The organism is Mycobacterium sp. IDUB_5 (genome assembly GCF_055419565.1).
Genome location: NZ_JBVAXX010000005.1, coordinates 1 through 24,710 on the forward strand (window position 1 = coordinate 1; position 24,710 = coordinate 24,710).

The 24,710-nt window shown below is 67.9% G+C and carries 25 protein-coding genes and 1 tRNA gene; 22 read left to right on the forward strand and 4 right to left on the reverse strand.

Annotation, left to right across the window (positions count from 1 at the left end; all coding sequences use genetic code 11):
• Nucleotides 1-213 precede the first annotated feature (213 nt).
• From ACZY1G_RS16655 to ACZY1G_RS16740, 18 genes are all read left to right on the forward strand, one after another.
• A complete protein-coding gene (locus ACZY1G_RS16655; RefSeq protein WP_463823401.1) occupies nt 214-1,023 on the forward strand; it encodes a tetratricopeptide repeat protein in 810 nt (269 codons plus the stop codon).
• 1 nt (nt 1,024) lies between these two features.
• A complete protein-coding gene (locus ACZY1G_RS16660) occupies nt 1,025-2,038 on the forward strand; it encodes an HAD-IIA family hydrolase (RefSeq protein WP_463823022.1) in 1,014 nt (337 codons plus the stop codon).
• Between the two features lie 13 nt (nt 2,039-2,051).
• Entirely contained in the window at nt 2,052-2,207 is a 156-nt protein-coding gene (locus ACZY1G_RS16665; RefSeq protein ID WP_463815849.1) for a hypothetical protein, read from the forward strand.
• Between the two features lie 5 nt (nt 2,208-2,212).
• Entirely contained in the window at nt 2,213-3,022 is an 810-nt protein-coding gene (locus ACZY1G_RS16670) for a TlyA family RNA methyltransferase (RefSeq protein ID WP_463815850.1), read from the forward strand.
• On the forward strand, nt 3,019-3,942 hold the full coding sequence (locus ACZY1G_RS16675) for an NAD kinase (protein WP_463815851.1): 924 nt from the start codon (nt 3,019-3,021) through the stop codon (nt 3,940-3,942). The genes ACZY1G_RS16670 and ACZY1G_RS16675 overlap by 4 nt, the downstream gene beginning before the upstream one ends.
• A complete protein-coding gene (gene recN / locus ACZY1G_RS16680) occupies nt 3,942-5,717 on the forward strand; it encodes a DNA repair protein RecN (protein ID WP_463823402.1) in 1,776 nt (591 codons plus the stop codon). Before ACZY1G_RS16675 ends, recN begins: the two co-directional genes overlap by 1 nt.
• A 91-nt stretch (nt 5,718-5,808) precedes the next feature.
• A complete protein-coding gene (gene steA / locus ACZY1G_RS16685) occupies nt 5,809-6,993 on the forward strand; it encodes a putative cytokinetic ring protein SteA (protein ID WP_463815852.1) in 1,185 nt (394 codons plus the stop codon).
• A gap of 10 nt (nt 6,994-7,003) precedes the next feature.
• Complete coding sequence (locus ACZY1G_RS16690; RefSeq protein ID WP_463815853.1) at nt 7,004-7,945, forward strand: copper transporter; 942 nt, start codon at nt 7,004-7,006, stop codon at nt 7,943-7,945.
• 74 nt (nt 7,946-8,019) lie between these two features.
• Entirely contained in the window at nt 8,020-9,771 is a 1,752-nt protein-coding gene (locus tag ACZY1G_RS16695) for a CTP synthase (protein WP_463816486.1), read from the forward strand.
• A complete protein-coding gene (locus ACZY1G_RS16700; RefSeq protein WP_463823023.1) occupies nt 9,764-10,396 on the forward strand; it encodes an NUDIX domain-containing protein in 633 nt (210 codons plus the stop codon). Before ACZY1G_RS16695 ends, ACZY1G_RS16700 begins: the two co-directional genes overlap by 8 nt.
• Complete coding sequence (gene xerD, locus ACZY1G_RS16705) at nt 10,393-11,352, forward strand: site-specific tyrosine recombinase XerD (RefSeq protein WP_463823024.1); 960 nt, start codon at nt 10,393-10,395, stop codon at nt 11,350-11,352. Before ACZY1G_RS16700 ends, xerD begins: the two co-directional genes overlap by 4 nt.
• Before the next feature lie 93 nt (nt 11,353-11,445).
• The gene (locus ACZY1G_RS16710; protein ID WP_463823025.1) at nt 11,446-12,378 is read left to right on the forward strand and encodes an AAA family ATPase; all 933 of its coding nucleotides are present in this window, start codon (nt 11,446-11,448) and stop codon (nt 12,376-12,378) included.
• Entirely contained in the window at nt 12,375-13,166 is a 792-nt protein-coding gene (locus tag ACZY1G_RS16715) for a segregation/condensation protein A (protein ID WP_463823026.1), read from the forward strand. The genes ACZY1G_RS16710 and ACZY1G_RS16715 overlap by 4 nt, the downstream gene beginning before the upstream one ends.
• 16 nt (nt 13,167-13,182) lie before the next feature.
• Nucleotides 13,183-13,932: an SMC-Scp complex subunit ScpB gene (gene scpB / locus ACZY1G_RS16720; RefSeq protein ID WP_463823027.1), complete on the forward strand. Its 750-nt coding sequence runs from the start codon at nt 13,183-13,185 to the stop codon at nt 13,930-13,932.
• 2 nt (nt 13,933-13,934) lie between these two features.
• Nucleotides 13,935-14,678, forward strand: a complete 744-nt coding sequence (locus tag ACZY1G_RS16725; RefSeq protein ID WP_463823028.1) for a pseudouridine synthase — start codon at nt 13,935-13,937, stop codon at nt 14,676-14,678.
• Nucleotides 14,675-15,361, forward strand: coding sequence for a (d)CMP kinase (gene cmk / locus ACZY1G_RS16730; protein WP_463823029.1), 687 nt, complete (start codon nt 14,675-14,677; stop codon nt 15,359-15,361). Before ACZY1G_RS16725 ends, cmk begins: the two co-directional genes overlap by 4 nt.
• Complete coding sequence (gene der, locus ACZY1G_RS16735) at nt 15,358-16,767, forward strand: ribosome biogenesis GTPase Der (RefSeq protein WP_463815861.1); 1,410 nt, start codon at nt 15,358-15,360, stop codon at nt 16,765-16,767. Before cmk ends, der begins: the two co-directional genes overlap by 4 nt.
• A 25-nt stretch (nt 16,768-16,792) precedes the next feature.
• On the forward strand, nt 16,793-17,560 hold the full coding sequence (locus tag ACZY1G_RS16740) for a sulfite exporter TauE/SafE family protein (RefSeq protein ID WP_463823403.1): 768 nt from the start codon (nt 16,793-16,795) through the stop codon (nt 17,558-17,560).
• Between the two features lie 7 nt (nt 17,561-17,567).
• Here the strand turns inward: ACZY1G_RS16740 and ACZY1G_RS16745 are convergent, their stop codons facing one another.
• Complete coding sequence (locus tag ACZY1G_RS16745) at nt 17,568-19,046, reverse strand: cryptochrome/photolyase family protein (RefSeq protein ID WP_463823030.1); 1,479 nt, start codon at nt 19,044-19,046, stop codon at nt 17,568-17,570.
• A gap of 100 nt (nt 19,047-19,146) precedes the next feature.
• Here ACZY1G_RS16745 and ACZY1G_RS16750 point away from each other — a divergent pair.
• Together ACZY1G_RS16750 and ACZY1G_RS16755 are read left to right on the forward strand one after the other, a co-directional pair.
• Nucleotides 19,147-19,220: transfer RNA gene (locus ACZY1G_RS16750), tRNA-Pro, on the forward strand.
• 305 nt (nt 19,221-19,525) lie between these two features.
• The gene (locus tag ACZY1G_RS16755) at nt 19,526-19,732 is read left to right on the forward strand and encodes an excalibur calcium-binding domain-containing protein (RefSeq protein ID WP_463815927.1); all 207 of its coding nucleotides are present in this window, start codon (nt 19,526-19,528) and stop codon (nt 19,730-19,732) included.
• Nucleotides 19,733-20,321: 589 nt separating this feature from the next.
• Here ACZY1G_RS16755 and ACZY1G_RS16760 read toward each other — a convergent pair.
• The gene (locus ACZY1G_RS16760; RefSeq protein WP_463823031.1) at nt 20,322-21,236 is read right to left on the reverse strand and encodes a LysR family transcriptional regulator; all 915 of its coding nucleotides are present in this window, start codon (nt 21,234-21,236) and stop codon (nt 20,322-20,324) included.
• 172 nt (nt 21,237-21,408) lie between these two features.
• Here ACZY1G_RS16760 and ACZY1G_RS16765 point away from each other — a divergent pair, with 172 nt between their 5' ends.
• Complete coding sequence (locus ACZY1G_RS16765) at nt 21,409-22,302, forward strand: alpha/beta fold hydrolase (RefSeq protein ID WP_463823032.1); 894 nt, start codon at nt 21,409-21,411, stop codon at nt 22,300-22,302.
• Nucleotides 22,303-22,363: 61 nt separating this feature from the next.
• Nucleotides 22,364-23,293 (forward strand): SDR family NAD(P)-dependent oxidoreductase, encoded by a 930-nt coding sequence (locus tag ACZY1G_RS16770; RefSeq protein ID WP_463823033.1) that lies wholly within the window; start codon nt 22,364-22,366, stop codon nt 23,291-23,293.
• Nucleotides 23,294-23,460: 167 nt separating this feature from the next.
• On the opposite strand, the gene ACZY1G_RS16775 is transcribed toward ACZY1G_RS16770, so the two are convergent.
• Nucleotides 23,461-24,147 (reverse strand): cation efflux transmembrane domain-containing protein, encoded by a 687-nt coding sequence (locus ACZY1G_RS16775; protein WP_463823034.1) that lies wholly within the window; start codon nt 24,145-24,147, stop codon nt 23,461-23,463.
• Nucleotides 24,147-24,485, reverse strand: a complete 339-nt coding sequence (locus tag ACZY1G_RS16780; RefSeq protein ID WP_463823035.1) for an ArsR/SmtB family transcription factor — start codon at nt 24,483-24,485, stop codon at nt 24,147-24,149. Before ACZY1G_RS16780 ends, ACZY1G_RS16775 begins: the two co-directional genes overlap by 1 nt.
• Nucleotides 24,486-24,710: the final 225 nt, after the last annotated feature.

Below are 24,710 nucleotides of genomic sequence, written 5' to 3' on the forward strand. Positions count from 1 at the left end.
CCCGGAAGCTAAGCCTACCAGCGCCGATGATACTACCCACCCGGGTGGAAAAGTAGGACACCGCCGAACACACATTGGAATCGCCCCCCACTTTCGTGGGGGGCGATTTCCTATTTCTACGACATATTTCGACGCCATTTATTGCTCAATGAATTCGCGCAATTGTGGTGTCGTCGATGGTGCCCGTATCCTTTTGTGGTGCCCGAAGAGAATATGGCTGGCCGCGGTGACCGTCGGCCCCACCGAGGCGGTCCGGCCGAAAACAGGCAGGGTCCGCGCCGCGATCAGCGCTCGGCTCCGCGTGCCTCGGGTCCCCACCGCGCTCGTTCCGCTCAGCCCCGATCGCAGGACGATACGAAGCCGGCGGGACCGCCGATTCCTCCGGAGATCGAGGCCCGTCAACTCGCTCCCGACATCAGGGGAGAGCTCACCACGCTGGATCGGGCTACCGCAGATGCCGTCGCCCGTCATCTTGTGGCCGCAGGTGAACTGCTCGACGAGGATCCCGAGGCCGCGCTCGAGCATGCCCGAGCCGCACGTGCCCGCTCGGGACGCATCGCTGCCGTGCGTGAAGCCGTCGGCATCGCCGCTTACGCCTGCGGCGACTGGGCGCAGGCGCTCTCAGAGCTCCGAGCGGCCCGCCGAATGGGCAGTCGCTCACCACTTCTCGCGATGATCGCCGACTGCGAGCGGGGTGTCGGCCGTCCCGAACGCGCGATCGAACTGGCGCGCAGTCCAGAGGCCGCCCAGCTGACCGGTGATGACGCCGACGAACTGCGCATCGTCGTCGCCGGCGCCCGTTCCGATCTCGGCCAGCACGAGCAGGCGCTCGCCGTGCTGTCCTCGCCGCAACTGGATCCGGCCCGTACCGGCCAGACGGCCGCTCGCCTGTTCTACGTCTACGCCGACACACTCTTGGCTCTGGATCGTCGAGACGATGCGCTGCAATGGTTCCTCAAGGCCGCTGCTGCCGATGCAGAAGGTGTCACCGACGCCGAAGAGCGGATCACGGAACTGTCCTGACGTGAGTACTCTTGCGCACCTTCACGACTGTTTCCTGCTCGACTTGGACGGCACTGTCTTTCGCGGACACGAGCCCACCCCCGGCGCGGTCGACACTCTCGCTGCACTGGAAGCCCGGCGGCTGTTCGTGACCAACAACGCCTCACGCAGCGCCGACCAGGTGGCCGAACACCTGCGCGAACTCGGCTTCGCCGCAACCCCCGACGACGTCGTGACCAGCGCGCAGACAGCCGCGCGGATGCTCGCCGAGCAGCTGCCGAGCCAGTCGAAGGTCCTCATCGTCGGCACTGATGCGCTCGCCGACGAGGTGCGGGCGGTCGGTCTGCAGCCGGTGCGCCAGTTCGGCGACGAGCCCGTCGCCGTCGTCCAAGGCCACTCGCAGGAGACCGCATGGTCCGATCTCGCCGAGGCGGGACTCGCCGTGAGGGCGGGCGCGCTGTGGGTCGCCGCCAACGTCGACAAGACACTTCCTTCGGAACGTGGTCTGCTGCCCGGCAACGGCTCGATGGTCGCCGCGCTGCGTGCGGCCACCGATCAGGAGCCCCAGGTGGCCGGCAAGCCGGCACCTGCCCTGATGGCAGATGCGTTGGCGCGCGGGGACTTCGACGCACCGTTGGTGGTGGGGGATCGGCTCGACACCGACATCGAAGGAGCCCGCGCGGCGGGCCTGCCCAGCCTGATGGTGCTGTGCGGTGTCAACGATTCCGCCGATGCGATATTCGCGGTGGCCGATCAGCGGCCGGACATGATCGCCGAGGATCTTCGCGCACTGACCGCCGACGCCGACAGCCTGCGGGTCGGTCCGCACCCAGCGTGGCGCGTCGATGTCCACGACCACATCGGCGTGGCCTCCACTGGCGAGGAGCCCGGCGACGCCCTGTCCATCGTGCGTGCGATCGCGGCGGCGGTCTGGGCCACCGGGGGCGAACCTGGCCGCACCGCGATCGTCGCGGCGGACGACGCGGCGCGCGAGGCGGCGCAGCGGTGGTCGCTGCTCGACCCCGCCATCGACTAGCGTGGCACCCGAGATGAGTACCGAACCCGACCAGATCCGCGCCCAGGTCGCTGAACTCCTCGGAGAGTCGACCGAACCCACCGACGCTGATCTGGACTCCGTCGCCGCCCGCCTGGAGGAGGCGCACGACCTGCTGGTGCGCGCGCTGGAATCGGTCGAGAAAGGCTGATCCGCGTGACGCGGCGCGCTCGTGTGGACGCCGAGCTGGTCCGGCGCGGGCTGGCCCGCTCGCGTCAGCAGGCGGCTGAGCTGATCGGCGCCGGCCGGGTGAGCGTGGACGGTATGCGGGCAGCCAAGCCGGCGACAGCGATCGCGACGACAGCGCATCTCACCGTCGACGACGCCGACGAGCCCAGTTGGGTGTCGCGTGGAGCGCACAAGCTGATCGGGGCCCTCGACGCGTTCGGGGTAGCGGTGGGGGGCCGGCGCTGCCTGGATGCGGGTGCGTCCACCGGGGGGTTCACCGAGGTGCTGCTCAGCCGCGAGGCGCAGGAGGTCGTCGCGGTCGACGTCGGTTACGGCCAGCTCGCGTGGGCGTTGCGCACCGACGACCGGGTCACCGTGATGGAGCGCACCAACGTGCGGGAACTGACCGCCGAGGCCATCGGCGGGCCAGTCGATCTGATCGTCGCCGACCTGTCCTTCATCTCGTTGTCGACGGTGCTCCCGGCGCTGACTGCGTGCGCGTCGGCGACCGCAGATATCGTTCCCATGGTGAAGCCGCAGTTCGAGGTCGGCAAGGACCGGGTCGGCGCCGGTGGCGTGGTGTCGGACCCGCTGCTGCGCATCGACGCGGTCCGCTCGGTCGCCGCGACCGCGCAGACGCTGGGCTGGCGCAGCGTCGCCGTCACGGCGAGCCCGCTGCCCGGCCCGGCCGGCAACGTCGAGTACTTCCTGCATCTACGCGCCGACGCGGCGGATGCCCTGACGGGTGACGCACTCGAGACAGCGATCCGCCGCGCCGTCGAGGAAGGTCCGCAATGACAGCCCAACGCACCGTCCTGCTGGTGGTGCACACCGGACGTGACGACGCCGTCGATGTCGCACGGCGGGTGTCAAAGGTGTTCGGCGACAACGGAATCGCCCTGCGCGTGCTCTCCGCTGAAGCCGTTGACCGCGGGTCGCCGCAGTACCGCTCGACGGACATGGCCGCCCTCGGGGTCGACGTCACGGTGGTAGACGCCGATCAGCGTGCCGCCGAGGGGTGCGAGCTCGTTCTCGTGCTCGGCGGTGACGGCACGTTCCTGCGTGCCGCCGAGCTGGCCCGCAACGTCGAGATACCGGTGCTCGGTGTGAACCTCGGCAAGATCGGCTTCCTCGCCGAGGCCGAAGCCGACTCGATCGACACCGTGCTCGACCACATCGTCCGCCGCGACTACCGCGTCGAGGAGCGGATGACGCTCGACGTGACCGTGTGGTCGGGCGGGGAACTGCTCGACCGCGGTTGGGCGCTCAACGAGGCGAGTCTGGAGAAGGGGCCGCGGCTGGGCGTACTCGGCGTGGTGCTCGAGGTGGACGGCCGGCCGGTGTCTTCGTTCGGGTGCGACGGAGTGCTGGTGTCGAGTCCCACCGGATCCACCGCCTACGCGTTCTCTGCCGGCGGCCCGGTGCTGTGGCCCGACCTGGAGGCGATCATCGTCGTGCCGAACAACGCGCACGCGTTGTTCGCCCGCCCGATGGTGACCAGTCCGCACGCCTTGATCGCGATCGAGATCGAGGCAGGCGGCCACGATGCGATGGTGTTCTGCGACGGGCGGCGGGAGATGGTGCTGCCCGCGGGCAGTCGTCTCGAGGTGACCCGCTGCGGTACTCCGCTGAAGTGGGTGCGGCTGGACAGCGCGCCGTTCACCGACCGGCTGGTGCGCAAGTTCCGGTTGCCTGTCACGGGGTGGCGCGGACAGTAGTGCTAGCCGAGATTCGGATCGAGTCGCTCGGCGCGATCAGCGCCGCGATCGCGGAGTTCGACGGTGGGTTGACCGTGCTCACCGGTGAGACCGGTGCCGGCAAGACCATGGTGGTGACGGGCCTGCATCTGCTCGGGGGTGCCCGCGCCGACCCCGCTCGGGTGCGTTCCGGGTCGGCCAAGGCGGTTGTCGAGGGACGGTTCGTCACCGCCGACATCGGTGCGGATGCGGTCGCCCGGGTCGAGGACATCCTCGATTCCTCGGGCGCCGACCGCGACGACGACGGCAGCGTGATCGCGGCCCGTTCGGTCAGCCGCGAAGGGCCCTCGCGCGCCTATCTGGGTGGCCGCAGCGTGCCCGCCAAGTCGCTGAGTGAGTTCACCGGTGAGCTGCTGACCCTGCACGGCCAGAATGACCAGCTGCGCCTGATGCGCCCGGACCAGCAGCGCGCCGCTCTCGACCGCTACGCGGGCGTCACGGACAAGCTGCAGCGCTACCGGACCGCACGCGACGAGTGGCTGGCCGCCCGCACCGATCTCGAGGAGAGGCGCCGCAGCGCCCGCGAACTGGCCCAGGAGGCGGACCGTCTGCAGTTCGGCATCGACGAGATCGACACGGTCGCGCCGCAGCCGGGTGAAGACGAGTCGCTGGTGTCCGACATCCGGCGCCTGTCCGAGCTCGACGCGCTGCGCGAGGCCGTGCACACAGCGCGCTCGGCGCTCTCCGGCGAGAGTGAGCCCGGTAGTGACGGTGTGTCCGCGGTCGACACGATCGGACAGGCGCGCTCGGCGCTGGAACACACCGATGACGCTGCGCTCAAGGCGTTGGCCGGCCAGCTCGACGGGGCCCTGACCGTCGTCGTCGACGTCTCCGCGGAACTCGGCCAGTTCCTGTCCGAATTGCCCAGTGATGCAAGTGCGTTGGAGACCAAGCTGGCGCGCCAGGCCGAGCTGCGCTCGCTGACCCGTAAGTACGCCCCCGACGTCGACGGCGTGCTGGACTGGGCAGCCACTGCCCGCGACCGCCTGGCCCAGCTCGACGTCTCCGAGGAGGCGATGGCCGGTCTCGCGCGCCGCGTCGACGAGCTCGCCGGGGCCGTTGCGGCCGCTGCGGCGGACCTGACCAAGGCCCGGGTCAAGGCCGCAAAGGGGTTGGCCAAAGCCGTCACCGCCGAACTCGGCGGACTGGCGATGGCCGGCGCGCAGTTCACCATCGCGGTGAGTCCGCTGCCTGCCCGACCCGACGACAGCGCTCCGCTGACGCTGGCGTCCGGTGATGTCGTACACGCCGGACGCGACGGTGTCGACGCGGTGGAATTCGGGTTTGCCGCGCACAGCGGGTCGGACATCCTGCCGCTGCACAAGAGTGCGTCCGGCGGTGAGCTGTCGCGCGTGATGCTCGCCCTCGAGGTGGTGCTGGCCGCGTCCACCGAGGGCACGACGATGGTGTTCGACGAAGTCGACGCGGGGGTCGGCGGGCGCGCGGCCGTGCAGATCGGCCGTCGGCTCGCCCGCTTGGCCCGCACGCATCAGGTGATCGTGGTGACCCACCTGCCCCAGGTCGCCGCCTACGCCGACGTGCACCTGGTCATCGAGGGTCAGGCGGAGGCGACCTCCACGCGGGCCAAGACCAGCGGTGTGCGCCGTCTCGACGAGGACGACCGAGTCGCCGAGCTGGCCCGGATGCTGGCCGGTCTCGGGGAGTCCGACAGCGGCCGAGCGCATGCGCGCGAACTGCTCGATGCGGCCCGCACGGAGCGTGACGCGCCCGGCTAGCGTGTGACTGGAGTGAAAAGAACATACTTCTGGGGCTGATGTTACGGCGCGCCTCCGACAGATCTCGGGCGTTGCTGGCCAGAATCCCCCCATGAAGATGTCAGCGCTGCTCTCCCGAAACGCCAGTTCACGGCCGGGCATCACCGGCACCGCCCGGGTGGACCGCGACATCGACCGGCTCCTGCGCCGGGTGACGCCCGGCGACATCGTCGTCATCGACGTGCAGGACCTCGACCGCGTCACGGCCGACGCGCTGGTCGAGGCGAACATCGCCGCCGTGGTGAACGCGTCGTCGTCGATCTCGGGGCGCTACCCCAACCTCGGGCCCGAGGTGCTCGTCGCCAACGGCATCACCCTCGTCGACGACACCGGCCCGGAGATCTTCAAGAAGGTCAAGGACGGCGCACGGATCCGCATCAACGAGGGCGGCGTCTACTCCGGTGACCGCCGGCTGATCCTCGGCACCGAGCGCACCGACGCCGACATTCACGAGCTGATGCAGGAAGCCAAGGGCGGGCTGGTCGCGCATCTGGAGGCCTTCGCCGGCAACTCCATCGAGTTCATCCGCAGCGAGAGCCCTTTGCTCATCGACGGCATCGGCATCCCCGACATCGACGTCGATGTCAATCGCCGGCACGTCGTGGTCGTCGCCGAGGAGGACCATGCCGCAGCCGACCTGAAGGCACTCAAACCGTTCATCAAGGAGTATCAGCCGGTCCTCGTCGGGGTCGGAACCGGAGCCGACATCCTGCGCAAGGCGGGCTACCGACCGGCGCTGATCGTGGGCGACCCGGACAAGATCAGCACCGAGGCGCTACGCAGCGGAGCGCAGGTGGTGCTCCCCGCCGACGCCGACGGGCACGCCGCCGGACTGGAACGCATCCAGGACCTCGGCGTCGGAGCGATGACGTTCCCCGCCGCGGGGTCGGCCGCCGATTTGGCGCTGCTGCTCTGCGATCACCACGGGGCGTCGCTGATCGTCACCGTGGGCCACACCGCCAGCATCGAGGAGTTCTTCGATCGCACCCGGCAGCGCAGCAACCCGTCGACCTTCCTGACCCGGCTCAAGGTGGGGGAGAAGCTCGTCGACGCGAAAGCCGTTGCGACGCTGTACCGCAGCCGTGTCTCCGGTGGCGCGATCGCGTTGTTGGTCCTCGCGATGCTGATCGCGGTGATCGCCGCGCTGTGGGTGTCGCGCGCCGACGCCGCCGTGCTCGAATGGGTCACCCACACGTGGAACCAGTTCCTGCTGTGGGTCCAGGGTCTGGTCTCGTAGGACACGCGCCGTGATCTCGCTGCGTTCGCACGCCATCTCGCTGGCCGCCGTGTTCCTCGCGCTGGCCATCGGCATCGCCCTGGGCTCCGGGCTGCTGTCCAACACCGTGCTGTCGGGCCTGCGCGACGACAAGGCGCAGATGCAGACCGAGATCGACACGCTCACCACCGATCGCAATGCGCTGAACGAAAAGCTCAGCGCCGCCGGCGACTTCGATGCACAGATGGCGCCGCGCATCCTGCGTGGCAGCTTGGCCGACAAATCGGTGGTGCTGTTCCGCACCCCGGACGCGACCGATGACGACGTCGACGCCGTGGCTCGCCTCGTCGGTGAGGCGGGCGGCGCGGTCAGCGGCACCGTCGCGCTGACCCAGGAGTTCGTCGACGCCAACTCCGCCGAGAAGCTGCTGTCGGTGGTGAACTCCCCGATCGTGCCCGCAGGCACGCAACTGAGCACCACGACCGTCGACCAGGGCTCGCAAGCCGGCGATCTGCTCGGCATCACGCTGCTCGCCAACAAGGACCCCAAGGGTCCGCCCGTCAACGACGATCAGCGCGACACCGTGCTCTCCGCGTTGCGTGACACCGGATTCATCACCTACGGCACCGACCGCATCGGAGTGGCCGACACCGCGGTCGTCGTCACCGGCGGCGCACTCGGCGACGACGCGGGCAACCAGGGCGCGACGGTGGCCCGGTTCGCCGCCGGTCTGGCCACCCATGGCGCGGGCGTCGTGCTCGCCGGCCGCGACGGTGCGGCCACGGGCACCTCGGCTGTCGCGGTCGTACGCTCGGACAACGCACTCACCAGCGCGATGAGCACCGTCGACGACGTCGACCGGGAATCCGGCCGGATCACCAGCGTGCTCGCGCTGGGCGCGCTGGTCGCAGGCGGCAAACCCGGTCAGTACGGAACCGGACAGGGCGCCAGCGCGGTCACCGTCCCGCAGTAACGCCGGTCACCCGCCCGCGTGTCAGCGACGCGGTGCCGCAGACGGTGTTAGGGTGGGGTTCCGTGCCAGGCCAAATGAAGCCGCTGCGGAAGCATCCGCAAACCGCCACCAAACACCTCTTCGTGACCGGTGGGGTGGTGTCCTCTCTCGGTAAAGGCCTGACGGCTTCCAGCCTCGGTCAGCTACTCACCGCGCGTGGTCTGCAGGTGACGATGCAGAAGCTGGATCCGTACCTCAATGTCGATCCGGGCACGATGAACCCGTTCCAGCACGGTGAGGTGTTCGTCACCGAGGACGGTGCCGAGACGGATCTCGACGTCGGCCACTACGAACGCTTCCTGGATCGCAACCTGAGCGGGTACGCCAATGTGACGACGGGCCAGGTGTATTCGTCGGTGATCGCCAAGGAGCGCCGCGGCGAGTACCTCGGCGACACCGTGCAGGTGATCCCGCACATCACCGACGAGATCAAGAACCGGGTGCTGGCGATGGCCGAGCCCGACGCCGACGGGAACCGCCCCGATGTGGTGATCACCGAGGTCGGCGGCACGGTCGGTGACATCGAGTCGCTGCCGTTCCTGGAGGCCGCACGGCAGGTGCGTCACGAGGTCGGCCGGGAGAACTGCTTCTTCCTGCACTGCTCCCTGGTGCCCTACATGGCGCCCTCAGGTGAGCTGAAGACCAAGCCGACGCAGCACTCGGTGGCTGCGCTGCGCAGCATCGGCATCCAGCCCGACGCGCTGATCCTGCGCTGCGACCGCGACGTGCCGGAAGGGCTGAAGAACAAGATCGCCCTGATGTGCGACGTCGACATCGACGGCTGCATCTCGACGCCCGACGCACCGTCGATCTACGACATCCCCAAGGTGCTGCATCGCGAGGAGCTCGACGCGTATGTGGTGCGGCGGCTCAATCTGCCGTTCCGTGACGTGGACTGGACGCAGTGGAACGACCTGCTGCGCCGCGTGCACGAACCGCGCGAGACCGTGCGGATCGCCCTGGTGGGCAAGTACATCGACCTCTCCGATGCCTACCTCTCGGTCGCCGAAGCGCTGCGTGCGGGCGGCTTCGCCCATCACGCCCGGGTCGAGATGCGCTGGGTCCCCTCCGACGACTGCGAGTCCGACGCCGGTGCGGCCACGGCTCTGGCCGATGTCGACGGGGTGCTGATCCCGGGTGGCTTCGGCATCCGCGGGATCGAGGGCAAGATCGGCGCCATCCGCTACGCCCGCCGTCGCGGCCTGCCGGTCCTGGGCCTGTGCCTTGGCCTGCAGTGCATCGTGATCGAGGCGGCGCGCTCGGTGGGTCTGACCGAGGCGAGCTCCGCGGAATTCGACCCCGACACTCCTGACCCGGTGATCTCGACGATGGCCGATCAGCAGGAGATCGTCGCCGGCGAAGCGGACCTCGGCGGCACCATGCGCCTGGGTGCATACCCGGCGGTCCTGACCCCGGATTCGATTGTCGCGCAGGCATATCAGGCGACCGAGGTCTCCGAGCGCCATCGGCACCGCTACGAGGTCAACAACGCCTATCGCGCGCAGATCGCCGAGAGCGGCCTGCGATTCTCGGGCACGTCGCCCGATGGGCATCTGGTCGAGTTCGTCGAATACGACCCGCAGGTTCATCCGTTCCTGGTCGGCACGCAGGCCCACCCGGAGCTCAAGAGCCGCCCGACCCGCCCACACCCGCTGTTCACCGCGTTCGTCGGTGCGTCGCTCGAGTACAACAACGCCGAACGGCTCCCTGTCGACATCCCGGAGGCTCCCGAGCGGGAGACCAACGGCGCCAAGCATTCTCTGGAAGACGCGCCCGCCCGTGGCTGACGAGGCCGGCACCCACGACTTCTCGGTCGCCTCCTCGAAAACCCTCTATGTGGGCAACATCTTCGCGCTGCGTGCCGACGAGGTGCGGATGCCCGGTGGGTCGACGGCGCGACGCGAGATCGTCGAGCACTACGGCGCGGTGGCCGTGGTCGCCCTCGACGACGACGGCAGCGTCGTCCTCGTCTATCAGTACCGGCACCCGTTCGGCCGTCGGCTGTGGGAGCTGCCCGCCGGCCTGCTGGACATGAGTGGCGAACCGCCGCACGAGTCGGCGGCGAGGGAGCTCGCGGAGGAAGCCGGACTGGCGGCAGACACCTGGCACACGCTGGTCGACCTCGACACCGCCGCCGGGTTCAGCGACGAGAGCGTGCGGGTGTTCCTGGCGACCGGGCTGCGCGAGGTCGGCCGCCCGGACGCAGAACACGAAGAAGCCGACCTGATCGTCGAGCGTGTCGCGCTCGAAGACGCCGTCGCCAGGGTGTACTCGGGGGAGATCGTGAATTCGATCGCCGTCGCCGGCATCCTGGCCGCGCACGCGATGCCCGGCATCGATGCGCTCCGCGCCGTCGACGCGCCCTGGACCGACAGGCCCAGGGCGTTCGCACGGCGGAAGGGACACGCGTGACCCAGACGTTCTCGTCTGTCGGCTCCACCCTCGAGGTCCAGATCCAGGGCTACCTCGACCACCTGGCGATCGAACGCGGCGCCGCCGCCAACACGCTGAGCTCCTACCGGCGGGATCTGCGCCGCTACGTCGAGCATCTGTTCTCGCGCGGCGTCTCCGATCTGGCCGACGCCACCGAACCCGACGTCAGTGAATTCCTCGTCGCCCTTCGCCAGGGCGACCCCGACAACGGCGTACCCGCGCTGTCGGCGGTCTCGGCGGCGCGCGCGTTGATCGCGGTGCGCGGCCTGCACCGCTTCGCCGCGGCCGAGGGCATCGCCACGGCCGACGTCGCGCGGGAGGTCAAGCCGCCCACACCGAGCCGACGGCTGCCCAAGAGCCTCACGTTGGACGAAGTGCTGGCGCTGCTCGAAGCCGCGGGCGGGGACAGCGACGCCGACGGGCCGCTGACGCTGCGCAACCGGGCCCTGCTGGAGCTGCTGTACTCGACCGGGGCGCGGATCTCCGAAGCCGTGGGCCTGGACCTCGACGACATCGACCTGCAAGCCCGCTCGGTGCTGCTCCACGGCAAGGGTGGCAAGCAGCGCCTCATCCCGATCGGCCGGCCCGCTGTCGCTGCGCTCGACGCGTACCTGGTGCGGGCCCGGCCGGAGCTGGCCCGCCGCGGCCGCGGCACCCCGGGAATCTTCCTGAACGCCCGGGGCGGGCGTCTGTCGCGGCAGAGCGCATGGCAGGTGCTCCAGGACGCCGCCGATCGCGCCGGCATCACCGCCGCGGTCTCCCCGCACGTACTGCGGCATTCATTCGCCACCCACCTGCTCGATGGCGGCGCCGACGTGCGCGTCGTGCAGGAACTACTCGGCCACGCCTCGGTGACCACCACGCAGATCTACACGATGGTCACCGTCAACGCGCTCCGCGAGGTGTGGGCCGGTGCGCACCCGAGAGCGCGCTAGCGTGCGGGTCTGCCTCGCCGGCGCGCCATCTCCCGTTAAACTCGTCGCGATGTCCGCCACGCCCGAAGGATGCCTGACCAGCGACGGTCCGGCATGACCGACGACACGGGCGGATCCATCACAGACCCGGGATCCATCTCACACCCGGGACCCATCGCGGACCCGGCGCCCGAGCCCGTCCCCGCTCCCACCCCCGGGTTGACCGGCCGGCTGCCACGCGAGATCCCCGAACCGGCGCCGCGCACCTCGCACGGCCCGGCCACCGTGATTGCGATGTGCAACCAGAAGGGCGGGGTCGGTAAGACCACGTCCACGATCAACCTGGGCGCAGCGCTGGCCGAATACGGTCGCCGGGTGCTGCTCGTCGACCTCGACCCGCAGGGCGCGCTGTCGGCCGGGCTGGGCGTCCCGCACTACGAGCTGGACAACACGGTCTACAACCTGCTGGTCGAACCGCGGGTGTCGATCGACCAGGTGCTGATGACCACCCGGGTGCCGGGGCTGGACCTGGTGCCCAGCAACATCGATCTCTCCGCCGCAGAGATCCAACTGGTCAACGAGGTCGGCAGGGAGCAGTCGCTGGCGAGGGCGCTCTACCCGGTGCTCGACCGCTACGACTACGTGCTGATCGACTGTCAGCCGTCGCTGGGCCTGCTCACCGTCAACGGACTGGCGTGCAGCGACGGCGTGGTGATCCCCACCGAGTGCGAATACTTCTCGCTGCGCGGTCTGGCGCTGCTCACCGACACCGTCGAGAAGGTGCACGACCGGCTCAATCCCAAGCTCGACATCAGCGGGATCCTGATCACCCGCTACGACCCCCGCACGGTGAACTCCCGCGAGGTGATGGCCCGGGTGGTCGAACGCTTCGGTGACCTCGTGTTCGACACCGTGATCACCCGCACCGTGCGCTTCCCTGAGACCAGCGTCGCCGGCGAGCCGATCACCACGTGGGCGCCCAAATCGGCTGGGGCAGAGGCGTACCGCGCGTTGGCTCGCGAGGTCATCCACCGGTTCGGCGCGTGAGCGAGCAGACCGGTTTCCAGGTTCGGCTGAGCAATTTCGAGGGTCCGTTCGACCTGCTGTTGCAGCTGATCTTCGCGCACCGACTCGACGTCACCGAGGTGGCGCTGCACCAGGTCACCGACGAGTTCATCGCCTACACCAAGGAGATCGGCAGCAAGCTCGGCCTCGACGAGACGACATCGTTTTTGGTGGTCGCCGCCACACTGCTCGACTTGAAGGCGGCCCGGCTGCTGCCCGCGGGCGACGTGCACGACGAGGACGACCTGGCGCTGCTCGAGGTGCGGGACCTCTTGTTCGCTCGGCTGTTGCAGTACCGCGCGTTCAAGCACGTCGCGGAGATGTTCGCCGAACTGGAGTCCGCGGCGCTGCGCAGCTATCCGCGGGCCGTCGCGTTGGAGGACCGCTTCGCCGACCTGCTGCCCGAGGTGATGCTCGGGGTCGATGCGACCCGCTTCGCCGAGATCGCGGCCGCAGCCTTCACTCCCCGGCCGGTGCCGTCGGTCGGTCTCGACCATCTCCATCAGGTCCCCGTCTCGGTGCCCGAGCAGGCCGCCAATCTGATGTCACTGCTGCAAGACCGGGGGATCGGCCAGTGGGCGTCGTTCTCCGACCTGGTCGCCGATTGCCAGATGCCGATGGAGATCGTCGGACGCTTCCTGGCGCTGCTCGAGTTGTTTCGCGCCCGGGCGGTAGCATTCGACCAGTCAGAACCGCTGGGAGTGCTCCAGATTTCCTGGACAGGGGAGCGGCCGAGCAGCGAGCAGTTGGCGACCGCGGACGCCGAATAGCGCGGAACTAGAGAAGATGCCTGAGAATTTTTCGCCGGACACCGAGCCGGACACCGAGCCCGATGCTGAGCACGTCGAGGCCGACCTCGTCGACGCCGAGCTCGATGACACCGAGCTCGATGACGTAGTGCTCGATGATGCCGAGCTCGACGCGGTGCTCGAAGCGTTGCTGCTCGTCGTCGACACCCCGGTGCCCATCGATGCCCTCGCGACGGCCACCGAGGTCCCGGAGGCCCGCGTCGCCGAGCGGCTGCAGGTGCTCGCCGACGGCTTCGCAGCACGGGGCAGCGGCATCGATCTGCGTGAAGCCGGCGGCGGGTGGCGGATGTACACCCGCTCCCGGTACGCGCCGTACGTGGAGAAGCTGCTGCTCGACGGAGCCCGCACGCGACTGACCCGCGCCGCGCTGGAGACCCTGGCCGTCATCGCCTACCGCCAACCGGTGACGCGGGCCCGGGTGAGTGCGGTGCGCGGCGTCAACGTCGACGCGGTGATCCGCACGTTGATGGCGCGCGGCCTGATCACCGAGGCCGGCACCGACCCTGATTCCGGTGCGGTCACCTTCGCCACCACCGAGCTGTTCCTCGAACGCCTCGGGCTGTCGTCGCTGACCGATCTGCCCGACATCGCACCGCTGCTTCCGAATGTCGACGTGATCGACGACATCAGCGAAAACCTCGACGAGGAGCCACGTTTCATGAAACTCAACGGGGCGTCGGGGTCCAAACCCGACGCCGCGATCGACGTCGACGCGGAGCGGGAGTGACGATGAGCGACGACGAGGGTGTGCGGCTGCAGAAAGTGTTGTCCCAAGCCGGAATCGCGTCCCGGCGGGTGGCGGAGAAGATGATCCGCGACGGGCGGGTCGAGGTCGACGGGGTCATCGTCACCGAACTCGGCACCCGGGTCGACCCGCAGAACTCGACGATTCGGGTCGACGGCGCGCGGATCGCCGTCGACGAGGACCGGGTGTACCTGGCGATCAACAAACCGCGCGGCATGCATTCGACCATGTCCGACGATCGCGGACGTCCGTGTGTCGGAGACCTTGTCGAACACCGGGTCCGGGGTACGAAGAGCCTCTTCCACGTCGGCCGGCTCGACGCCGACACCGAGGGACTGTTGTTGCTCACCAACGACGGTGAGCTCGCCCACCGGCTCATGCACCCGTCGTTCGAGGTGCCCAAGACCTACCTGGCGACCGTGTTGGGCAGCGTCCCCCGCGGGCTCGGCAAGAAGCTGCGCGCCGGCGTCGAATTGGACGACGGACCGGTACGCGTGGACGACTTCGCTGTCGTCGACACCGTGCCGGGCCGTTCTCTGGTGAAGGTGACGCTGCACGAGGGCCGCAAGCACATCGTGCGACGTCTGCTGGCTGACGTCGGCTTTCCTGTCCAGGAACTCGTCCGCACCGACATCGGGTCCGTCACGCTCGGCGAGCAGCGACCGGGCAGCATCCGGGTGCTGACGCAGAAGGAGATCGGCGAGCTGTACAAGGCGGTGGGGTTGTGACCCGGTCGGTGGTGATCGCGATCGACGGCCCGGCGGGAACCGGAAAGTCCACTGTGGCAAGGGGTTTGGCGACAGCTCTGCATGCTCGCTATCTGGACACCGGAGCGATGTACCGGATCGTCACGCTGAGCGCACTGCGTCAGGGGGTCGACCTCGACGATCCGGCGGCGATCGTGGCGGCGGTCGTCGACATCGACATGGCCGTCGGACACGACCCCGAAGAGGACCGGTCCTTCCTGGCCGGCGAGGACGTCTCGGCCGAGATCCGCGGCGACGCGGTGACCAAGGCGGTGTCGGCGGTGTCCGCGGTGCCCGAGGTACGCAGCCGCCTGGTCTCGCTGCAGCGCGATCTCGCCGACGGAACGGGTCCTGTCGTCGTCGAAGGACGCGACATCGGCACCGTCGTGCTGCCCGATGCCGACGTGAAGATCTTCCTCACCGCCTCCGCCGAAGAACGGGCGCGCCGGCGCAACGATCAGAACGTCGCATCCGGACTGCCCGACGACTACGACGCGGTCCTCACCGATGTCCGTCGCCGCGACCACCTCGACTCCACCCGGGCGGTGTCGCCGCTGCGCGCCGCTGACGACGCGCTGGTGGTCGACACCAGCGACATGACCCAGGACCAGGTGATCGGCCATCTGACCGCACTGGTCGAACAGAAAGCCGGTGCGATCAGATGAGTGATGGAGACGGCGTCTGGTTCGACGAAGGTGACTGGGAGGTCAGCGCGGACGACATTGCCGAGGCGGTGGAGGAGGCCTCGGCTCCACCGCCGGTGCTCGCCGTCGTCGGCCGGCCCAACGTCGGTAAGTCGACACTGGTGAACCGCATCCTCGGTCGGCGCGAGGCCGTCGTGCAGGACATCCCCGGTGTCACCCGCGACCGCGTGTCCTACGACGCGTCCTGGTCGGGGCGGCGGTTCGTCGTTCAGGACACCGGTGGATGGGAGCCCGACGCGAAGGGCCTGCAGCAGCTGGTCGCCGAGCAGGCGTCGGTGGCGATGCGTACCGCCGACGCGATCGTCTTCGTGGTCGACGCCGTCGTCGGTGCCACGAGCGCCGACGAGGCTGCGGCGAAAATCCTGCAGCGGGCCGGCAAGCCGGTGTTCCTGGCCGCCAACAAGGTGGACAACGACCGCGGCGAGGCCGACGCCGCGGCGCTGTGGTCTCTCGGACTCGGGGAGCCGCATCCGATCAGCGCGATGCACGGCCGCGGTGTGGCCGACCTGCTCGACGCCGTTCTCGACGAGCTGCCCGCCCTGTCCGAGGTGGGGGGCAGCGGCGGGGGACCGCGCCGGGTGGCGCTGGTCGGCAAGCCGAACGTCGGCAAGTCCTCGCTGCTCAACCGACTCTCCGGTGACGAACGCTCCGTCGTGCACGACGTGGCAGGCACCACCGTCGACCCCGTCGACTCACTCATCGAGATGGACGGAAAACTCTGGCGGTTCGTCGACACCGCCGGGTTGCGGCGCAAGGTGGGCCAGGCCAGCGGCCACGAGTTCTACGCCTCGGTGCGCACCCACGGCGCCATCGACGCCGCCGAAGTCGCGATCGTGCTCATCGACGCCTCGCAACCGCTGACCGAGCAGGACCAGCGGGTGCTGACGATGGTGATCGAGGCGGGCCGGGCGCTGGTGCTCGCGTTCAACAAGTGGGACCTCGTCGACGAGGACCGCCGCTACCTGCTCGACCGGGAGATCGACCTGCAGCTGGCGCAGATCCAGTGGGCGCCCCGGGTCAACATCTCGGCCATGACCGGCCGGGCGGTGCAGAAGCTGGTGCCTGCCCTGGAAACCGCCCTGAACTCATGGGACAAGCGGATCACGACAGGCCAGCTGAACTCGTTCCTCAAAGAGGTCGTCGCCGCGACACCGCCGCCGGTGCGCGGGGGCAAGCAACCGCGGATCCTGTTCGCCACGCAGGCCACCACCCGTCCGCCGACGTTCGTGCTGTTCACCTCCGGTTTCCTCGAGGCCGGTTACCGTCGCTTCCTCGAGCGGCGGCTACGCGAGACGTTCGGCTTCGACGGCAGCCCGGTCCGCATCAATGTCAGGGTGCGTGAAAAGAGGGGTCCCAAGCGCCGATAGGGTCGGCGGAGTGCCCGTCGTCGACATGATCTTCATCGCCCTCGCGGGGGTCGGCGCCGGCGCGATCAACGCGCTCGTCGGCTCCGGCACCCTCATCACGTTCCCTACGCTCGTCGCGCTGGGGTATCCACCGGTGACCTCGACGATGTCCAACGCCGTCGGCCTCGTCGCCGGCGGGGTGTCAGGGACGTGGGGGTATCGGCGCGAGCTGCGCGGTCAGTGGCGCCGATTGCGCTGGCAGATCCCCGCGTCGCTGCTCGGCGCGGGTGGTGGTGCCTGGCTGCTGCTGCACCTGCCCGAGAAGGTGTTCACCACCGTGGTGCCCGTGCTGTTGGTGCTCGCCCTGGTGTTGGTGCTCATCGGGCCTCGAATCCAGGCCTGGGCGCGCCGGCGTGCCGAAGCGAAGGGTGAGTCCGCCGACCACGTGTCTGCTGCGCGGATGACGGCGCTGGTCGCGTTGACGTTCGCGGTCGGCGTGTACGGCGGCTACTTCACCGCCGCGCAGGGCATTCTGCTTGTCGCTGTGATGGGTGCGCTGCTGCCTGAGGACATGCAGCGGATGAACGCGGCAAAGAACCTGCTGTCGTTGCTCGTCAACATCGTCGCGGCTGTCGCGTACACGGTGGTGGCGTTCGATCGGATCAGCTGGGCAGCCGCCGGGCTGATCGCGATCGGGTCGCTGATCGGCGGATTCGTCGGTGCGCACTACGGTCGACGACTCTCGCCGAACGTGCTCCGCGCGGTGATCGTCGTCGTCGGATTGATCGGGCTGTACCGGTTGTTGGCTGTGTAGCCCGCACTCAGAAGTGCTCCCGCGCTGACTCCTGCTCGAGGACCGCGTCGAGGTCGCCGAGGCGGTCCATCGACGACACCGCGCGCCGGGTGCGCATGTTCTTGGCCAGCAGATCCCGATGGCGGTGTGTGAAGGCCCAATAGCCCGCAGTGAACGGGCAGGCGTCCTCGCCGAGCCGTTTCTTCGGATCGAACGCACAGTCGCCGCAGTGGTCGCTCATCTTGTTGATGTAGGCGCCCCCCGAGGTGTACGGCTTGGTGGCCAGCAGGCCGCCGTCGGCGTGCTGGCTCATCCCGACGACGTTGGTGGGCATCACCCAGCGGAACCCGTCGACGTAGGCGGTGGCGAACCATTCGGTCAGCTCGTCGGGACGGTAGCCGCGCTGCAGCGCGTGGCTTCCGAGGATCATCAGCCGCTGGATGTGATGGGACCAGCCGCGGTCGCGGACCCCTTTCAGGGCGTGGTGCAGGCAGGCCGCGGTGACGGCGTCGGCGTCCAGATCGGCCCACCACCGCGGCAGCGGCGTGCGGGCTTTCAGCTCGTTCTTCTTCGTGTAGTCAGGGCCGAAATGCCAGTAGAGATGCCACATGTACTCGCGCCAGCCCAGGATCTGGCGGATGAAGCCCTCGGTGGCGGCCAGGGGGGCGTTGCCGTCGCGGTATGCCTGCTCGGCGGCCTCGACGGCGTCGAGGGGATGCAGCACGCCGAGGTTGAGCGGAACCGACAGCAGCGAGTGCGACATCGCCCAGTCGCCTCCCATCATCGCGTCCTCGTAGCGACCGAACAGCGGCAGCCGGTGGTCGATGAAGCGCTTCAGCGCCCGCTTCGCCTCGGTGGGGGTGACGGCGAACAGGCGCGGGCCGTCGGCACCGACGGTGTGGAGGTCCATCGCGTCGAGGTCGCGGCGGACCTGCTCGTCGATGTCGTCCTCACGGGGCTTGTACGGGGCGGGCACGTCGAGATGCTGCTGCTTCTTCGGCGGGGACTCCCGGTTCTCCTCGTCGTAGTTCCAGCGCTTGCCGACGGGATCGGTGCCCTCCATCAGCACGTCGAAGCGGCGCCGTTGATCGCGGTAGAAATCCTCCATCCGGAACCGGGTGCGGTTTCCGGCCCACTCTTGAAAGTCCCTGCGCGGCAACGCGAATGTCGGTGTCGGCAGCACCTCTTCGATGAGCCCCTGCTTCTGCAGTCGGTTGACGAAGCGCTCGGCGGCGTGCGACGTGGGCTGGTGGACCAGGACGGGGCGGTCGAACTGTGCGAGCGCGTCGGTGTAGGTGTCGGCCTTGAGCAGGGTCGCGCGGTCGCCGAGGTCGCGTTCGGCGTGGCGTAGTGCGGAGAGAACCAGGTGCAGCTTCTGGCGGTGATAGCGGCGCTTGGACAGGGCGGAGGTGGCCTCGACGAGCAAGACCTCGCGGTGGGCGTGTTCACCGCCGTAGACGGCGGGGCCGAGCTGGTCGGCGAACAGCCACAGGGGAGTGTCGCTCATCGGTCAGGTGTACCCGCGCGGGCCGCGGCGACGCGGTTGGGAGCCGCGGGTAACCCTGCTGTAAGCTTTCGACCGCCGACCGGCGATCCCGGGAGGCGCGCGGGCTGTGGCGCAGCTTGGTAGCGCACTTGACTGGGGGTCAAGTGGTCGCAGGTTCAAATCCTGTCAGCCCGACGCAGGTCAAGGGCGGTTTCCGGTCACCGGAAGCCGCCTTTTTCTTGCCTTGCCTTGCCGTCGGCCCAACCCACCTCACAAACCGAATGTAGGACCAGCGCGCCGGTCGGCGGGTGTCTTTGCGGCACTTCGGGTTCAGTGCGGGGGCGGACGGCTGACACGGTTCGATCAGCAGGCGCGGATATCGTCCCGAGGAACACCGCCGGGTCGCTTTCCTAGCCGACAGCAAATTCACAAATGTGGCACGTTGCGCCGTAATCTCGTTAGGGTCGTGGGGGAGATCAGCAAATCGAGGGGGGACTCTCATGATCCGGCGCGCGCTCTTTGTCAGCTCTGTCATTGCAGTGCTTTCAGTAGTGGCGCCCGCAGTAGTCAATGCACAGCCTGGGTCGACACCCTTCTCGAACTGCACGCAAGCGAGGGCTGCTGGCTATCAAGACATTCCATCCTCGTCGCCGTACTACGGCATGTGGCTGGACAAGGATCGTGACGGCGTCGGCTGCGAAAGTTGAGCTGTCGGCGAATTCCTGATGATGCCGCAACGAATCGGCACGTTTAACGGCGATAGAGGAGCTGAGCATGGTGAAGATTCTCACCTTTGCCGCCATTCTCATCTGGGCAGTTCATGCGGCGCCTACGGCCAGCGCGGACCAGTACATCCCTTTCGGGGTGAACGAGGCTGCATGCAAGGCCGCAGCCCGACAGGCCAACGCAGCGGCTCCGCCAGGCGCAAGCCGTTCCTATTGCTACGAAACAGGACCTGGCCACTACACGCTGTTCTACGGAGACTGATCGTCGCCGCGAACCGCTTCAGCCCCTGGTGCAGCCGAGAATGAAGTCCCGCAACACTTCTCCGGTGACGCCCATGCCAATGTGGTCCGGCACGTGCGTTGACCCACGGCAGTGCTTCGGCCTGATCGCCGCGGACGCGGTCGGCTCGTGAACCACGTGTGAGGGGTTGGGTGAAAGCGGTCGCTTTCCCACAGGTGGTGGGCAATAGTGAGTGGAGTCAGTGCTGGACTCCGTCTCATTGATTGCCTCCAGCAATCAATGCTCACCTATTGATCGGTTCCGCCAATCAACGACATGTCGTCGTGGTGGTCATTCGCGACCCGGCTCGACGCGCCATCCGGGCGGAGCGTCCATCGTCAGGGCCATCTCCACGAACCGTCGGATGGCGGCGGTGCCTACACGTTCCGGTGCCCATTGGAGGACGTAGGGGATACGTGGGTCGCCGTGGATTCGGAGGATTGCGGTGTCGGGCGGGAGTCCCAGCGATTCACTCAGCAGAACCCACGTCACGTCGGGTTGTCGGCTCCATCCTGTCGAGGAGAACCCGGTGGCAGCCAAGACAGTCGTCGGTGGAGACACGGCGGCCGCTTCCAGTGCTTGACGTTGCGTCAGTGCCCATGCGGGAAACAGTGTTTCGTTGGGTACTCCTAGCGTGTCGTCGGCTAGCTGATCGAGCGATACGCAATCACGGTCTGCGAGTGGGTGTGTCCGGCGGACTCCGACGAGGAGCGGTTCGCTGCAGAAGATTCTGCCGACCACACCCGGAGGATTGGGCGGCACGCCGCACGTAATGGCCACATCGGCGTGATCGGTGGCGATCGTGCGGATCAGATCCGGCAACCACATCCTCTCCACGTCGAGTTTCACGTCAGGCAGTCGCTCGCGCAATGCTGCTCTCAGGTGGGGCGCCAAGACGGGCGCCACCGGAGGTGTGATGGCCGCCCGCACCGTCCCGGTCTCACCGTGCGCCACTCGCAGCACCGCAGCTTTGGCGAGATCAACCTCGTCGATAATGATCTTGCAGCGCTTCAGAAGTTCGGCGCCGGCAGCTGTGAGCGCGACTCGACGGGTGGTTCTGACGAGCAGCGGAGTGCCCACCTCTCTCTCGAGCCGCTGCACCAATTGACTGAGGGTGGGTTGACTGATGTGCAGCTGCTCGGCCGCGCGCCCGAAATGCAGTTCGGTGGCCACCGCCACGAACGCCGTGAGCTGACGCAGCTCCATGACCTGTGAACTTACTGGCAAGGGTCGAGCTCGGCCAGCTATTGATCGGCCCCCTCAATCACAGCTAACAAAAGTTGGCTCTTTATCGAGCACTCGGACGCTGCACACAATTCGTCTGTCAGAGCCGCCTTGCTGCGGCGTACATCCGCGACCACCAGGAGCGCGACGACACATGGCCGCTTTCGCTACCCGCTATCACACCGCCACGATTGACGGCCTCGAAGTGTTCTACCGCGAGGCGGGTGATCCCGCGAAGCCGACATTGCTTCTCCTGCATGGCTTTCCGTCGAGTTCGCACATGTTCCGTAACCTGATCGCCTCGCTGGCCGACGAGTACCACCTAGTGGCTCCGGATCACATCGGGTTCGGACGATCTGCCATGCCGACGACCACACAATTCGACTACAGCTTCGACCGCCTGACCGAGATCACCGAGGGATTGATCACCCACCTCGGGCTGGAGAGATTTGCTCTCTACATTCACGATTACGGCGCACCGATCGGGCTACGGATCGCCAGCCGACGTCCCGAACGGATCACCGCGCTGATCACTCAAAGCGGAAATGCCTACATGGAGGGTTTCACGCCGTTCTGGGACATTCTGTTCGCTCACGCCAAAGACCGGGCCGCCAACGAGGACGGGGTGCGGGAGAAGTTCACGCCCGAAACCACCTACTGGCAGTACACCCACGGCGTGCCCGCCGATCGGCTCGACCGCATCGCCCCAGAAGCCTGGCAACTCGATCAGCTCGGTCTGGACCGCAAAGACAACGACGCCATCCAGCTGCAACTGTTCTGGGACTATCAGTTCAACCTCGACGGTTACCCGGCGTTCCAGGAGTACTTCCGTACCCATCAACCCCCGCTGTTGGTCACCTGGGGGAAGAACGATGAGATCTTCGGTGCACCCGGCGCAGAGGCCTTCCGCCGCGACTTCCCTGACGGCGAGTTTCACCTCCTCGACGCTGGGCACTTCGCTCTGGAGACCCACGGCGAGGAAATCAGCGGGTACATCCGAGACTTCCTGCCCCGCGCGCTGGCCCAGCCGTCGTCGCCTGCAACCTGACTCCCGGCACGCATTCGGGGGTCGTCTCGTCCCAGGTCCTGACCACTCAGAGAGAACGTCGATGACACTCGTCAGCACCCCGTTCGGGTTCGACTCCACGACCGACGACGTCCTGGCCGGCATCGACCTGACCGATCGGCGGGCGGTGGTGACAGGCGCGACCAGTGGCCTCGGAGTCGAGACGGCGCGCGCCTTGGGCGCCGCCGGTGCCGACGTCACCCTGGCCGTCCGCAAGCTCGACGTCGGCGAGCAGATAGCAGGAGACTTACGCCGAACCACCGGCAACCCGGCCTTTCACGTGCGCCCGCTAGACCTGGCGGATCAAGCCTCCGTCGCCCGCTTTGCCGAGCTCTGGCACGGCCCGCTGGACATCCTGGTCAACAACGCCGGAGTGATGGGCATCCCCGACCTGACCCGAACACCACAGGGCTGGGAACTCCAACTGGTGAGCAACTACCTCGGTCATTTTGCACTCACCACGAGACTGCGACACGCCCTGGCCTCAGCCAACGGGGCCCGCGTGGTGTCGGTGAGCTCCTCCGGGCACCTTTTCTCACCGGTCGTGTTCGACGACCTCCACTTCCGCTTTCGCCCATACGACCCTCTGGGAGCTTATGGCCAATCCAAAACGGCCACGGTTCTGCTTGCGGTGGAGCTCACCCGCCGGTGGGCCGCGGACGGCGTCCTGGCCAATGCCGTGAACCCCGGTGCGATCGCAACCGGTCTGCAACAGCACACCGGCGGTCTCAAAACCCCCGAGCAGTTCCGCAAAAGCGTTCCTCAGGGCGCCTCAACCTCGGCGCTGCTGGCCGCATCACCGCACCTTGAGGGAATAGGCGGACGGTACTTCGAAAACAACAACGAAGCGACGATCGTCAGCGAACGTCCTGCGAACCTGGGCAAGGATGGCGGGGTCGCGCCCTACGCCCTGGACCCCAACAATGCCGCGCGCCTCTGGGACACGTGCGCCGCACTGATCGGAATCCATTGAGGGGCCAGGTGAACTGTCCAATCACCGCCCGCCGTCGTGCACAGCTGCCTGAGGTGCGGGCTCGCAGGCAAACGAGACCACGAAGTCGGTCTTCCGCAGGAGCCCGATCACGTCCCTATCGGCAGAAGTGATTGCGACACAACAGAAGAAGTGACTGGAACCCTTACCTAGTTGTCGCAGCAGTCACAGCTCGACCGGGCCGGCTCGGAGCCGGTGGCGACGGGCGCGGGACAGCAGGTGTCGCCCTTCCAGGCATTGACGCCCTCGCGCACCGCGATTGCGGCGATGATCAGTCCGGCGATGGGGTCGGCCCACGACCAACCGAACAGGCTGTTGAGGATCAAGCCGACGAGCAGCACTGCCGACAGGTAGGTGCAGAGCAGCGTCTGTTTGGAATCGGCTACCGCGGACAGCGATCCGAGTTCGCGACCCGCCCGGCGCTGCGCGTAGGACAGCACCGGCATGATGACCAGGCTGAGCGCCGCCAGCACGATGCCGATGGTTGAGTGCTCGGCGTCGCCGACGCCGAGCAGCGCGCGGATGGCGTCCACCGTGACGTAGGTGGCCAGTCCGAAGAACGAGAACGCGATGACGCGGAGTGCGATCTTCTCGCGCGCCTCAGGATCGCGCCCCGCGAATTGCCATGCGACCGCCGCCGCGGACGACACTTCGATCACGGAGTCGAGGCCGAACCCGACGAGCGCCGTGGAGGACACCCGCGCGCCCTCCGTGAGCGCCACGATGGCCTCGATGACGTTGTAGGAGATCGTGGCAGCGACGAAAAGACGGATGCGGCGGGACAGCACCGCGCGCCGGTCGTCGGTGGGCGCCACGCCCGCCGCCGGGGAGGCCATCAGCCGCACCCGCAGACGGTGCCGTCGGGCCCGACGCATTGGCAGTCGGGGTCTACGGCGAGGACCAAGCCCATCAGGTCGTTCAGGGCATGACCGATGCGTGGGTCGGCCAACTCGTACCGGGTGCGTCGGCCTTCCGGCGCGGCGACCACCAGTCCGCAGCCGCGCAGGCACGCCAGATGATTGGACAGCATCTGTCGGGAAACGCCGATGCGGTCGGCGAGGTCGGCGGGGTAGCTCGGAGCGGTGTTTAGGCTGAGCAGGATGCGGGTCCGCGTGACATCCGACAGGGCGTGACCGAACCTCGCCAACGCGTCGGTATGGGCGAGTGTCTGCACGTCGACGACAGTACATCAAAACGTGTATTCACAAGAGCCTGTACAAGATGGGTACTGATGTCGGTCAATGGTCGTGTGCCGCGTTGAGGCGTTCGCCCGACACGTGCCCAGGGTTTCTGATGAGATCCTCGCATCGGTCATCTTCTCTTCGGCAAGCCAGGCATCGAAGGCGAGGAACCGTGCGACTCGCTCGCAAATTCCCTACTGAGCGCGTCGCTGGAGGAG